Raw genomic sequence first — 12,680 nt, forward strand, 5'->3', positions numbered from 1 at the left:
CGACATGATTGCATTTACTGCGGCGGAAATCGCCGACATTACCAGCGGCCGCCTCCTCGCCGATCCTCAGCTGACCCCCGGCTCAGTGGTTACGGACTCCAGGGAAGCCATCAGTGGTTCCCTCTACGTCGCCAAGCCGGGCGAGAACGCTGATGGGCACGCCTTTGTGGAGGCCGCCTTCAGCCGCGGCGCCATCCTGGCCCTCACGGAGCGCGAGGTTTCCGACGCCACGGGCAGGAGCTACCCCGCCGTGGTGGTCGAGGACGCTGTGCTGGCCATGGGCGCGCTGGCAGCCGAGGCGGTCCGGCGGATCAGGGAACGGCGGCAGTCGGCGGGCGAACCGTTCACGGTGATCGGCATCACCGGTTCTGCCGGCAAGACGACCACCAAGGACCTCCTGGCCGGCATCCTCTCCGGGGAAGCGACCACTGTTGCGCCGCAGGGCTCCTACAACGGTGAGGTCGGGGTCCCGCTCACGGTCTTCCAGGCAGGCTATGACACCCGGTACCTCGTGATCGAGATGGGCGCCACCGGGATCGGCCACATCAGCTACCTGTGCACCATGGTCCGCCCCGAAATCGGCGTGGTCCTGGGCGTGGGCACGGCGCACGCGGGCGAGTTCGGGGGAGTGGACAACATCGCCGTCGCCAAGGGCGAGCTGGTGGAAGCGCTGCCGGCGGACGGCACGGCTGTCCTGAACCTGGATGATCCCAGGGTGGCTGCCATGGCCTCCCGCACCAAGGCCGCTGTCCTTGGGTTTTCGTCCCGGAACGCCGCTGCTGAAGGTCCCGTTGTCCGGGCCCTGCAACTGGACACGAACGCAGCAGGGCACCCGGAATTCGACCTCGGGCTGCCCGGGGAAGAGCCGGTCCATGTCGCAAGCAGGCTCATCGGTGAACACCACGTCGCCAACCTGCTCGCAGCCGCGGCCGCAGCGCACGCTGCCGGTGTTCCCGCGGAGCGCATCGCAGGATCGCTCAGCTCCCAGACCGCCGCCAGCCGCTGGCGGATGGAGCGCACCGAGCGTCCCGACGGCGTGACCATCATCAACGACGCCTACAACGCCAATCCGGAATCCATGCGGGCCGCGCTGCGGACACTCGCGGACCTCGGCCGCGGCCGCCGTACCTGGGCAGTGCTCGGAGCCATGCTCGAGCTGGGCGACGAGTCCATCCGGGAGCACACCGCCGTCGGCACCCAAGTGGTGCGCCTGAACATCTCACGCCTGCTCGTAGTGGGGCGGGAAGCGCGGCCGCTCTACGTCTCCGCCATCCAGGAAGGATCGTGGGGCGAGGAATGCATCTTCGCCGAGACGGCCGACGAGGCCTTCGAAATCCTGGAAGCGCAGCTGGAACCAGGCGATCTGGTGCTGTTCAAGTCCTCCAACAGCGTGGGACTCCGCCATTTGGGCGATCGGATAGCATTACCCCCGAAAACCCCCGCAACCGCCAATGAAGGGAGCGAGCTGCTGTGATTGCACTGCTGATCGGCGCTGGCCTGGCCCTGCTGATGGCATTGGTGGGTACACCGCTGTTCATCCGACTGCTGGTCCGCAAGAGCTATGGCCAGTTCATCCGTGATGACGGGCCGACGTCCCACCACACAAAGCGCGGCACCCCGACCATGGGCGGAACGGTGGTTGTTACTGCCGTGCTCCTCAGCTACGGCCTGACGCACCTCATCATGTGGCTGATGAACCCGCGGTCTGCCGGCCCGTCGGTGTCAGCACTGCTCCTGCTCTTCCTGATGGTGGGGATGGGGCTGGTGGGTTTCCTGGATGACTTCATCAAGATCTCCCGGCAGCGCAGCCTCGGCCTGAACGCCAAGGCCAAGCTGATCCTGCAGGGCGCGGTGGGCATCATTTTCGCCGTCATGGCGCTGTACTTCCCGGACTCCGACGGCCTGACGCCGGCGTCCACCAAGATCTCCCTGGTCCGCGACATTCCCTGGCTGGACCTTGCCTTCGGCGGAACCGTGCTCGGAGCCATCCTGTTCGTCCTCTGGTCAAACCTGATCGTCACTGCGGCGACCAACGGCGTCAACCTGACGGACGGCCTCGACGGTCTGGCCGCAGGCGCCTCAGTGATGGTTTTCGGCGCATATACCCTGATGGGCATATGGCAGAGCAACCAGGCCTGCGGTTCTCCCCGCCAGGCCGGCAGCGGCTGTTACTCCGTGCGGGACCCGCTGGACCTTGCGCTCCTCGCCGCCATCATGAGCGCCGCGCTGGTGGGCTTCCTCTGGTGGAACACCTCACCGGCCAAAATTTTCATGGGCGACACCGGATCCCTCGCTATCGGCGGTGCCATCGCCGGGTTCGCCATCCTTTCCCGCACTGAACTGCTGCTCGCCTTCATCGGCGGTCTGTTCGTGCTCATCACGCTGTCGGTGATCATCCAGGTGGGCTACTTCAAGGTCACCAAGGGCAAACGCTTTTTCAAGATGGCTCCGCTCCAGCACCACTTTGAACTTAAGGGCTGGGCTGAAGTCACAGTCGTCGTCCGGTTCTGGATCCTGGGCGGCCTGTTCGTCGCTGCGGGCCTTGGAATCTTCTACGCGGAATGGGTGGTCCTGCTGTGAGCGACATCGTCACCGGGGCAGCCCGGCTCAAAGACCTGGTCACCTGGGACTCCGACTGGTCGGGGCTCCGCGTGGTGGTTACAGGCATCGGCGTCTCAGGCTTCGCGGCGGCCGACACCCTCATCGAACTGGGTGCCCGGGTGGTGGTGGTGGACGCCGCCACGACTGAGACAGCCCGCGCCAAGGCAGACACCCTGAAGATCGTCGGGGCCGCCGACGTCCTGCTCGGCGAGGACGCTGTGAAGTCCCTGCCCAAGATCGATGGCCTGAAACCGGAACTGGTGGTGACCTCGCCCGGCTGGCGGCCGGACCAGGCTATGCTCGCCGCCGCCGCACGGGCCCACATTCCGGTCTGGGGCGACGTCGAACTGGCCTGGCGGGTGCGCGTCCGGGAAGGGCGCAAGACGGCAGACTGGCTGACCATCACCGGAACCAACGGAAAGACCACCACGGTAGGCCTAACCGAGTCGATGCTGAAGGCCGCGGGGCTGAAGGCGATCGCCGTCGGCAATGTGGGCACCCCGATTCTGGACGCCCTCCGGGACCCCGTCGACTACGACGTGTTCGCCGTGGAGCTGTCCAGCTTCCAGCTGCACTGGTCCGAGTCTGTCTCGGCGGTCGCGAGTGTGGTCCTCAACGTCGCCGAGGACCACGTTGACTGGCACGGTTCGTACAACTCCTACCTGGCGGACAAAGCCAAGATCTACGAACACACCCAGAAGGCCTGCCTGTACAACGCCGAGCAGATCGAAACCGAACGGATGGTGGAGGACGCCGACGTCGTGGAGGGCTGCCGGGCCGTCGGCTTTACCACCGTCACGCCCGCGATCAGCATGCTCGGCGTCGTCGAGGGCCTTCTGGTGGACAGGGCCTTCATTGCCGAGCGCAAGGACAGTGCAGCGGAGCTTGCCTCGATGTCGGACCTTGGCCCGGTGGCTCCCCGCCACATGGTGGCCAACGCGCTGGCCGCAGCCGGGCTGGTGAGGGCTTACGGGATCAGCCCCGAGCACGTCCGCCAGGGTTTGCGGGACTACATCCCCGGTAGCCACCGCATCCAGCCCGTTGCCAAGCAGCAGGGCGTGCTGTGGATCAACGACTCCAAGGCCACCAACCCGCACGCCGCCGCGGCCTCGCTGTCGGCATTTGATCCTGTTGTCTGGATTGCCGGTGGCCTCTCCAAGGGGGTCACCTACGACGAGATCGTGAGCCAGCACGCCGGACGGCTCAAGGCCGTGGTGCTCATCGGCAAGGACACGTCATCCCTCGAAGAGGCACTGGGGCGACACGCTCCGGATGTACCCGTCATCCGGCCCGCCACGGGCGACACTGAAAACGTGCAGTCCGCCGGAACCGGTCAGGACGGCGCGCTGTCCTCCTCCGAGTCCGGCGAAGCCGTCATGGCGCGGGCCGTCGCATCAGCAGCACAGCTTGCCACCTCCGGTGACACAGTGCTCATGGCGCCTGCGGCTGCCTCCATGGATCAGTTCTCTTCCTACGCTCACCGTGGCGACGCCTTCATCGAAGCAGTCCGCGGGCTCGTGGAAGGGCAGGCTCAGACCGGCAAGGAGTAGGAATGGTCAGCACGCCCACACGGCCGGTGAAGCGGCCGACGGGAAGCACCGTGCTGCAGCGGCCGCTTCCTGGGAAGTTGCTGCGCGGATACCGCCGCTTCTGGTCGGCCCTTGAAGGGACCGGCAAGTCCCGCAACGGCTCCACCTACTACCTGATTCTGGGCACGACCCTCGCCCTGACGGCCATCGGGATCATGATGGTGCTGTCTGCCTCCAGCGTCGAGGCCATTGCCGCCGGGGAGTCCCCCTATTCGGCGGCCCTCAAGCAGGGGCTGTTTGCGGGGATCGGCATCTTCTTCATGTTTATGCTGTCCCGGATCAATGTGGTGTGGCTCAAACGGCTGGCCTGGCTGGGCATTTTCATCTCCTACGGCCTGCTCGGCCTGGTGCTGCTGATCGGCACCAGCGTGAACGGCAACAAAAACTGGATCGAAGTCGGCGGGTTCTTCACCCTGCAGCCATCCGAGGCCGCCAAACTCGCCCTGGCGCTCTGGATGGCCACGGTACTTGCCAAGAAGTCCAAGCTGATTCACCGGTGGCAGCATGCGGTGATTCCTGTGGTGCCGGTGGCCCTGGGCGTCATCGGACTCGTCCTCGCCGGCAACGACCTTGGCACTGGCATGATCATCATGATGATCATGGCGGCCGCACTGTTCTTCGCCGGTGTGCGCCTGTACCTCTTTGGCTTCGCGGCAATAGTGGCGGTCATAGGCACCGCTTTCATGGCCATGACCAGCTCCAACCGCATGTGCCGCATCACCTCGTGGTGGACAGGCCAAAGCTGCGGCGACGGAACGGATGCCAACTACCAGTCCACAAACGGCCTGTACGGGCTCGCCTCGGGCGGCTGGTTCGGCGTCGGGCTCGGCCAGAGCCGGCAAAAGTACAGCTGGATTCCGGAAGCCCACAACGACTTCATTTTCGCCATCATCGGTGAGGAGCTCGGACTGGTGGGGACCGTCGTCGTCCTCATTCTCTTCGCCATCCTCGGCGCCGCGATCTACCGTGTGGTGGTGGCGCAGGAGGATCTCTTCCACCGCGTCCTCGCCGGCACCATCATGGTCTGGCTGCTGGGCCAGGCCACGGTCAACATGGCGGTGGTCACCGGCCTCGTCCCGGTGATCGGCGTTCCGCTGCCCTTCATCTCCTACGGCGGATCAGCCCTGCTCATGTCGCTCTGCGCAATCGGCGTAGTGTTGTCACTGGCCCGGGAACAGATGGCTCCCAACCTTCGGCCCCGGAAACTGTTGCCGCCGCTGCGGAAGCGCGGACGCAAGACACCCCGTACGAAAGCGTAAACGTCTCCTGATGAAATCCGACACCTTATCCGTGGTCCTCGCCGGCGGTGGAACGGCGGGCCATATCAACCCGCTGCTCGCCATTGCTTCGGCCATCCGCGAAGCCCGCCCCGACGCCCGGCTGCTTGCAGTCGGAACGTCCTCGGGCATGGAAACCAGGCTGGTTCCCGCGGCCGGACTGGAACTCGCCACGATCGACCGCGTCCCGTTCCCGCGCCGCCCCTCGGCCGACCTGCTGCGGCTGCCCGCCCGTCTGGCAGGCGCCGTCAGGCAGGCCGGCCGGATCCTGGACGAAGCCGGGGCCGACGTCCTGGTGGGGGTGGGCGGCTACGTCTGCACGCCGATGTACCTGGCCGCCTGGCGCCGAAAAATTCCGATCGTCATCCACGAGGCCAACGCCCGCCCGGGGCTCGCCAACAGGGTAGGCGCACTCTTCAGCAAACACGTGGCTGTTGCGTTCGCCGGCACACCGCTGCGCCACGCCCGGCATGTCGGCATGCCCATGCGGCGCGAAATTTCGGCGATGGTCCGGGGAACCGCCCGGGCGGAAGCCCTGGGCGCCCTCGGGCTGCAGCCTGAAAAACCGGTACTCATCGTCACGGGCGGCTCTTCCGGCGCGCAGAGCATCAACCGGACGGTGGCCGCTTCCCTGGATACGTTGGCGGAAGCCGGAATCCAGACGCTCCACATCACCGGCCGGGGCAAGGCGCTGGAGGACAGCGACGGCAATGTCCTGCAGGCGGAGGGCTACCGCCAGCTCGAGTACGTCGACGGCATGGAGTCGGTGTACGCTGCCGCGGACCTGCTGCTCGCCCGGTCCGGAGCGGCCACGGTGAGCGAGGTCGCCGCCGTCGGCGTTCCCGCCGTGTTCGTCCCGCTGCCCATCGGCAACGGCGAGCAGGCACTCAACGCCGAAGGGCTGGTGCAGGCCGGCGGCGCCCTGCTGGTGGCCGACCGCGAGTTCACCCCCGAGTGGGTGCGCGGGCAGCTCATTCCGCTGCTGACGGACCGGGCCCGGCTTGAAACCATGGCAGCAAACTCCGAAAACCTTGGCATCAGGGATGCCGACCGGCTGATGGCCGGTCTCGTACTGGAAGCGGTATCCGCATGACCGGCAACGGCGTACTTCAGCAGGAAGCGCTTGGGCGCGTACATTTCATCGGGATCGGCGGCGTCGGCATGTCCGCCGTTGCCCGGATCATGGTGGCCCGGGGTGTGCCGGTAAGCGGCTCCGACGCGAAGGATCTGCCCGTGATGGCCGACCTCGCGGCTGCCGGGGCCACGATTGCGGTGGGCTATGCAGCGGAGAACCTCGGCGGCGCCCAGACAGTCGTCGCAGGCTCCGCCATCCGGGAGGACAACCCGGAGCTTGCCGCCGCCCGGGCAGCAGGCCTGCCCGTGCTGCACCGCTCGGAGGCGCTGGCCGCGACCATGGGCGATGACCTCGTGGTCACCGTGGCCGGCACACACGGCAAGTCCACCACAACGTCGATGATCGCGGTGCTGCTGCAGGGTGCGGGTTTGGACCCGTCCTTCGCGATCGGCGCCAACGTTCCGGCGCTCGGCGTCAATGCGGCAAGCGGCACGTCAAAGGTTTTCGTGGCGGAAGCCGACGAGTCGGACGGCTCGTTCCTGAATTACCGGCCGAAGATCGCCGTCGTAACGAACGTCGAACCGGACCACCTGGACCACTACGGCACGGCCGAGGCAGTCTATGCCTCCTTCGACAGCTTCACCGCCCTGCTGCCGGCGGACGGGGTGCTCATTGCCTGCGCTGACGACGCCGGAGCGCTGGCATTGGCGCGCCGCACCGCAGAGCGGAACAACACCCGTGTGGTGCTGTACGGCACGTCCGGGGACGCTGAGATACGGCTGTCCGACGGCGGCCCCGGCGACGTCGCCATCACGACGGCGGCCGGCAGCCTCCCGCTGTCACTGCAGGTCCCCGGCCGGCACAATGCGCTCAACGCCGCTGCCGCCATGGCGGTGGCCTTGGAGCTGGGCGTGGAACCAGGCACTGCGGCAGCGGCGCTGGCAGGCTTCTCCGGTGCCTCACGGCGGTTTGAATTCAAGGGCGAGGGCAGGGGAGTGCGCGTGTACGACGACTACGCCCACCACCCAACGGAGGTGCGTGCTGCCCTCGCCGCCGCACGGTCTGTGGCCGGGAACCACAAGGTCCATGTCCTGTTCCAGCCCCATCTGTTTTCCCGGACGCGTGAATTCGCCAAGGAATTCGCTGAAGCCCTGAATGCGGCGGACACTGCCTTGGTACTGGACATTTATCCGGCCAGGGAAGATCCGATCCCCGGCGTCACCAGCGGCCTGATCGCGGAGCATCTCGGCGCGGGCGGGCACCTGACGGATGGAGGAGCAACTGCAGTGGCTGCTGTGGCCGCAGCTGCACAGCCCGGAGACGTGGTGCTGACCGCGGGCGCCGGCGACGTGACAGCTTACGGGCCGCTCATCGTGGAGTCGCTCGCTGTGGAGTCGCGCAGTGGCTAGCACCCGCCGGCCAACCTATCGGCCCACCGGTCCCGGAACCCGGGGCAAGGAAGCGGAATCGGCGGCTTCGGGATCACAGGCGCCGCAGTCCGGGGTGTCCGAGTCCGGGGCACGGGAGTCCCGGAACGGGCAACCGGGAGTGATCACCGCCTCCAAGAGCGCGAATGTGGAGCCTGCCGGTTCGCAGCCCGAAGGGCAAAAAGCAGCCTGGCACAAAGCGCCCGGGCAAAAACCAGCCGGGCAGAATGCCGGTTATCAGAACGCTGCAGGCCAAATGGCCGGAAAATGGAAGGCCGGGAAGCAGAGGCTTGCTGACCGGAAGTCCGCAGAGCAGAAGGCCGCAAACGAGAAAGCCGGTGCAGGGCCAGACAACGTCCTCGCCTTTCCCGAGCCCAAAGGCAAGCGGATCAGGCGGAGCGCCATTATCGCCGCGTGCGTCGTGGCGGCGCTGGTGGCCGGCGTGCTGGTGGCCGCCGTCTACTCGCCCCTGCTCGCCGTCAGGACGGTGACCGTGAGCGGCACCAAACTGCTCAAGCCCGCACAGGTCCAGGCGGCCCTCAAACCGCTGCAGGGAAAACCCCTGCCCCAAATCAGTGACGGGGAAGTTGACGTGCTGCTCAAGCCGCTCGTGCAGATCAAGTCGGTGACCACGCAGGCCCACCCGCCCTCGACACTCGTGGTGCAGGTCCAGGAACGCATCCCGGTGGCGCTCGTGAAGCGCGGGGAGGAGTACATTCTGGTGGACGTGGAGGGTGTCCGGCTGAGCTCCACAGCCGATCCTGCCAGTGTGAAACTGCCGGTGATTGACGGCGGCGCCGGTGCAATCGGTAAGGATCTGTTCCAGGCCACTGCCGCCGTCCTGGGTGCTTTGCCCGCCAGCGTCCTGGCCAAACTTTCCAACGCCTCCGCGAAATCCGTTGACGCGGTAGAACTGAAACTCATTGACGGACAGACCATCGTCTGGGGCAACGCGGGGGAGAAGGAGCTGAAGGCACGCGTGCTGGAAGCCCTGCTGAAGGTTCCGGCTGACCCTGCCAATCCTGTCAAGGTCTACGACATCAGCGTTCCCCGGCACCCCGTGACTCGGTGACGGACTGACACGCCGTATTTCGCCGGGATTAGTACGACACGCTGCGGCGGTTATTGAATGTACGAAGCATAGGAAATAGCGTCACAGACAGAGTTACTTGACATAACTATAACCTTCAACTCGAAGGTTAAGGTTCGAAGCTTCAAGCTCGACTCCATCAGTTTTCGCAATAGGACACGAACAAGGGACACGTAACGTGGCAGCTCCGCAGAATTACTTGGCCGTCATCAAGGTCGTCGGCATCGGCGGCGGTGGCGTGAACGCAGTCAACCGCATGATCGAGGTGGGTCTCCGCGGTGTCGAATTCATCGCGATCAACACCGATGCCCAGGCGCTGCTGATGAGCGATGCCGACGTCAAGCTTGACGTCGGGCGCGAACTGACGCGCGGGCTTGGCGCTGGCGCCAATCCCGAGGTCGGCCGGCAGGCTGCCGAAGACCACGCTGACGAGATCGAGGAAGTGCTCCGCGGGGCCGACATGGTCTTCGTGACGGCAGGCGAGGGCGGTGGAACGGGCACCGGCGGCGCTCCCGTGGTCGCGCGCATCGCCCGGTCCCTTGGCGCCCTGACCATTGGTGTCGTGACGCGCCCCTTCACCTTCGAGGGACGCCGCCGCGCGGGCTCCGCCGAGGCCGGCATCGACGCGCTGCGCGATGAAGTCGACACGCTGATCGTCATCCCCAATGACCGCCTGCTGTCCATCAGCGACCGCAACGTCTCGGTGCTGGACGCGTTCCGCTCGGCTGACCAGGTCCTGCTGTCCGGTGTCCAGGGCATCACGGACCTCATCACCACCCCCGGGCTGATCAACCTCGACTTCGCCGATGTCAAGTCCGTCATGCAGGGTGCCGGTTCGGCGCTCATGGGCATCGGCTCCGCCCGCGGCGAGGACAGGGCTGTCAAAGCTGCCGAGCTCGCTATTGCGTCGCCGCTGCTTGAAGCTTCCATTGACGGTGCGCACGGCGTGCTGCTCTCGATCCAGGGCGGTTCCGACCTCGGCCTGTTCGAGATCAACGAGGCTGCCCGCCTGGTGCAGGAAGTGGCGCACCCCGAAGCCAACATCATCTTCGGTGCCGTGATCGACGACGCCCTCGGCGACGAGGCGCGCGTCACAGTCATCGCGGCCGGTTTTGACGACGTCAAGGCCACCTCGCCGTCCATGGACCAGTCCCAGCCGCAGGCCGCCCCGCAGCGCCCCGCTGTTCCGGCCGCTGCGCCGAGCCAGGCGCCCTCCGGCAACCCGCAGGTCCACGTCCAGCCGGTGCACGCCGGAGTCGGTGCCGCCACCAACCTGGGCAGCTGGGGTCAGCGGTCGTCCGCGGTTCCCGCAGACTCAGGATTCGACGTCGACCTTCCGTCCGTTGTTGAGCCCGATCTCTCCGGCGGCCGCCAGGATGACCTGGACGTCCCGGACTTCCTGAAGTAGGAAGCCTTCCCTGACTGTCAGCGGGCGGCCGGAGCTGCGATCCGGCCGCCCCTGGAGCATGTTCCTGTGTCAAACTTCCCTGAACCAAAGCTTTCCTGATTGTCGGTGTTTTTGATTGTTGTCGGTGTTCTGATTGTTCCTGTGGCGCTCTGAAGTTCTTCCCGGTGTGTCGGTGGCGTTCACCGACACCACGGCAGGCAACCTCGCGTTGCACGTGGGCGACAACGGGCCGTCCGTTCTGCAGCGGCGCGACGAACTAAACGCTGCCGCAGGGATTGCCCCGCGCAGCTTCCGTTACATGAACCAGGTTCACGGTAACCACGTGGCTCTCATGGGTTCTGCTGCGGAGACACCCACAGCAGATGCGATGGTGTCCCGCTCGGAACCGCTGGCCGTCATGGTGGCAGACTGCATCCCCCTCGTTCTTGTCGCTGAGTCGGACTCCGGCCCGCTGTTGGGAGTGGTCCACGCGGGCCGCCCGGGACTGGCTTCCGGGATCATTCCAGCCGCGGTGGAGCAGCTGAGGGTTGCGGGTGCGAAGAACATCCGCGCCTGGCTCGGGCCGTCCATCTGCGGTGCCTGCTACGAAGTGCCCGCCGACCTCCGGGATGAAGTCTCCGCCGTCGTGCCGTCTGCCTGGGCCACCACAACGTGGGGAACGCCGGCGCTCGACCTTCCGGCAGGCGCAGCAAGCCAGCTTGAAGCGGAAGGCGCGGTCATCGAATATCGGGGACCCTGCACCCTTGAAACCGAATCCCTCTACTCCTATCGAAGGGACCAGCGGTCCGGCCGGTTCGTGGGGCTGGTGTGGGCACATGACTGAGACTCCTGAAACAGACCCCAGGACGGCACAGCTGAGGCAGCGCCTCGAAGCGGTGAACCTGCGCATTGCGGAGGCCGCCGTCGCCGCTGGGCGCAGCGGCGACGCGCCGCGGCTCATCGTCGTGACCAAGTTCCACCCCGCAGATGATGTCCGCAGGCTCGCCGGGCTCGGAGTGTCGGACTTCGGCGAAAACCGGGACCAAGAGGCGTCGGAAAAGGCGGCCACGCTCAGCGGACTGGATGTCAGGTGGCACTTCGTGGGCCAGCTGCAAAGCAAGAAATCCAAAAACGTGGTCCGCTACGCCCATGCCGTTCACTCTGTGGACCGTCCCCAGCTCGTGGAAACGCTGGGCCGGGCCATGTCAGCGGAACAGGAGGCGTCTGGCCGGGGCCCTCTGGAGTGCTTTATCCAGGTGAGCCTGGAAGACGACGCCGGGGCGCATCGCGGCGGAGCCGCACCCGCCGACGTTGCGTTGCTGGCGGACCAGGTGGAAGCCGCCGCCGGCCTGCAGTTGGCCGGGGTCATGGCGGTTGCTCCCCTGGGCGCCGACGCGGACCGTGCGTTCGCGAAACTGGCCGATATTTCCGCAGCGCTTCGGGCAGACCACCCCGCCGCAGCAGGCATTTCAGCGGGCATGAGCCAGGACCTGGAATCCGCCATCCGCCATGGTGCGACACACCTGAGAATCGGCTCGGATATTCTCGGTTCGCGCCCGGCCGTGCGATAGCGTCTGAGTATTGGAAGTGAATGGCGGGGATTTCCGATGCTGTCAGACGTTTGGGCGGCCCGCTTACGGACACGATTAGGAGTCGACCATGGCTGGCGCTCTGCGCAAGACAATGATCTATCTTGGGCTCGCCGATGGCGAAGAGCACTACGAGTCTGAGCTTTCCACCCAGCAAAAGGACGAGGACCACATGGAGCCTGACCGCGAAGAACGCCGTGCCCCGGCACCCGTCCGCGAGGTCGTCCGTGAAGTGCCCGCCCCCGCCGAAGAGGAATACCGCGCACCCGTGACACCCATCAAACGTGCGGCTTCCAGCCGCGAGGAAAGCACCGGACTCCGGCAGATCACCACGATCCACCCGCGGTCCTACAACGACGCCAAGCTCATCGGCGAAAGCTTCCGCGACGGCATCCCCGTCATCATGAACGTCACCGACATGGGCGAAGCCGACGCCAAGCGCCTTGTGGACTTCTCGGCGGGACTGGTTTTCGGTCTCCGCGGAAGCATCGAGCGTGTCACCAACAAGGTGTTCCTGCTGTCGCCGTCGTACGTTGAGGTCATCGGTGATGACAAGAAAGCCAGCGATACCACCGCCAGCTTTTTCAACCAAAGCTAGGGAAAACGCTCCGGATGCCAGGCAGGACTCCTGCCTGGCATCCGTGC

At 66.0% G+C, this 12,680-nt stretch carries 11 protein-coding genes; all 11 read left to right on the plus strand.

The annotated features are described in order from the left end of the window. Positions 1-4 precede the first annotated feature (4 nt). The 11 genes from murF (at position 5) to ACIP9X_RS15995 (ending at position 12,633) form a co-directional block, all read left to right on the plus strand. Positions 5-1,474: a UDP-N-acetylmuramoyl-tripeptide--D-alanyl-D-alanine ligase gene (gene murF, locus ACIP9X_RS15945; RefSeq protein WP_400480724.1), complete on the plus strand. Its 1,470-nt coding sequence runs from the start codon at positions 5-7 to the stop codon at positions 1,472-1,474. Next, positions 1,471-2,580 (plus strand): phospho-N-acetylmuramoyl-pentapeptide-transferase, encoded by a 1,110-nt coding sequence (mraY, locus tag ACIP9X_RS15950; protein WP_400480725.1) that lies wholly within the window; start codon positions 1,471-1,473, stop codon positions 2,578-2,580. Before murF ends, mraY begins: the two co-directional genes overlap by 4 nt. Then, positions 2,562-4,151 (plus strand): UDP-N-acetylmuramoyl-L-alanine--D-glutamate ligase, encoded by a 1,590-nt coding sequence (gene murD / locus ACIP9X_RS15955; protein WP_400480726.1) that lies wholly within the window; start codon positions 2,562-2,564, stop codon positions 4,149-4,151. Before mraY ends, murD begins: the two co-directional genes overlap by 19 nt. Positions 4,152-4,153: 2 nt before the next feature. Then, positions 4,154-5,449: a putative lipid II flippase FtsW gene (ftsW, locus tag ACIP9X_RS15960; RefSeq protein WP_400480727.1), complete on the plus strand. Its 1,296-nt coding sequence runs from the start codon at positions 4,154-4,156 to the stop codon at positions 5,447-5,449. A 10-nt stretch (positions 5,450-5,459) separates the two neighbouring features. Next, complete coding sequence (murG, locus tag ACIP9X_RS15965; protein WP_400480728.1) at positions 5,460-6,560, plus strand: undecaprenyldiphospho-muramoylpentapeptide beta-N-acetylglucosaminyltransferase; 1,101 nt, start codon at positions 5,460-5,462, stop codon at positions 6,558-6,560. Then, a complete protein-coding gene (gene murC / locus ACIP9X_RS15970) occupies positions 6,557-7,951 on the plus strand; it encodes a UDP-N-acetylmuramate--L-alanine ligase (RefSeq protein WP_400480729.1) in 1,395 nt (464 codons plus the stop codon). The genes murG and murC overlap by 4 nt, the downstream gene beginning before the upstream one ends. After that, entirely contained in the window at positions 7,944-9,041 is a 1,098-nt protein-coding gene (locus ACIP9X_RS15975) for an FtsQ-type POTRA domain-containing protein (RefSeq protein WP_400480730.1), read from the plus strand. Before murC ends, ACIP9X_RS15975 begins: the two co-directional genes overlap by 8 nt. 196 nt (positions 9,042-9,237) lie before the next feature. After that, positions 9,238-10,467, plus strand: coding sequence for a cell division protein FtsZ (ftsZ, locus tag ACIP9X_RS15980; RefSeq protein ID WP_400480731.1), 1,230 nt, complete (start codon positions 9,238-9,240; stop codon positions 10,465-10,467). A 133-nt stretch (positions 10,468-10,600) separates the two neighbouring features. After that, complete coding sequence (locus ACIP9X_RS15985) at positions 10,601-11,290, plus strand: polyphenol oxidase family protein (protein WP_400480732.1); 690 nt, start codon at positions 10,601-10,603, stop codon at positions 11,288-11,290. Next, positions 11,283-12,017, plus strand: coding sequence for a YggS family pyridoxal phosphate-dependent enzyme (locus ACIP9X_RS15990; RefSeq protein WP_400480733.1), 735 nt, complete (start codon positions 11,283-11,285; stop codon positions 12,015-12,017). Before ACIP9X_RS15985 ends, ACIP9X_RS15990 begins: the two co-directional genes overlap by 8 nt. Before the next feature lie 88 nt (positions 12,018-12,105). Next, the gene (locus ACIP9X_RS15995; RefSeq protein WP_400480734.1) at positions 12,106-12,633 is read left to right on the plus strand and encodes a cell division protein SepF; all 528 of its coding nucleotides are present in this window, start codon (positions 12,106-12,108) and stop codon (positions 12,631-12,633) included. Positions 12,634-12,680 lie beyond the last annotated feature (47 nt).

The organism is Arthrobacter sp. NPDC093125 (assembly GCF_044754225.1).
GTDB lineage: Bacteria > Actinomycetota > Actinomycetes > Actinomycetales > Micrococcaceae > Arthrobacter.

Coding starts and splice junctions, on each gene's coding strand:
- murG (WP_400480728.1), top strand. CDS start 5,460: ATGAAATCCGACACCTTATCCGTGGTCCTCGCCGGCGGTGGAACGGCG.
- ftsW (WP_400480727.1), top strand. CDS start 4,154: ATGGTCAGCACGCCCACACGGCCGGTGAAGCGGCCGACGGGAAGCACC.
- murD (WP_400480726.1), top strand. CDS start 2,562: ATGGGTGGTCCTGCTGTGAGCGACATCGTCACCGGGGCAGCCCGGCTC.
- murC (WP_400480729.1), top strand. CDS start 6,557: ATGACCGGCAACGGCGTACTTCAGCAGGAAGCGCTTGGGCGCGTACAT.
- ACIP9X_RS15995 (WP_400480734.1), top strand. CDS start 12,106: ATGGCTGGCGCTCTGCGCAAGACAATGATCTATCTTGGGCTCGCCGAT.
- murF (WP_400480724.1), top strand. CDS start 5: ATGATTGCATTTACTGCGGCGGAAATCGCCGACATTACCAGCGGCCGC.
- ACIP9X_RS15990 (WP_400480733.1), top strand. CDS start 11,283: ATGACTGAGACTCCTGAAACAGACCCCAGGACGGCACAGCTGAGGCAG.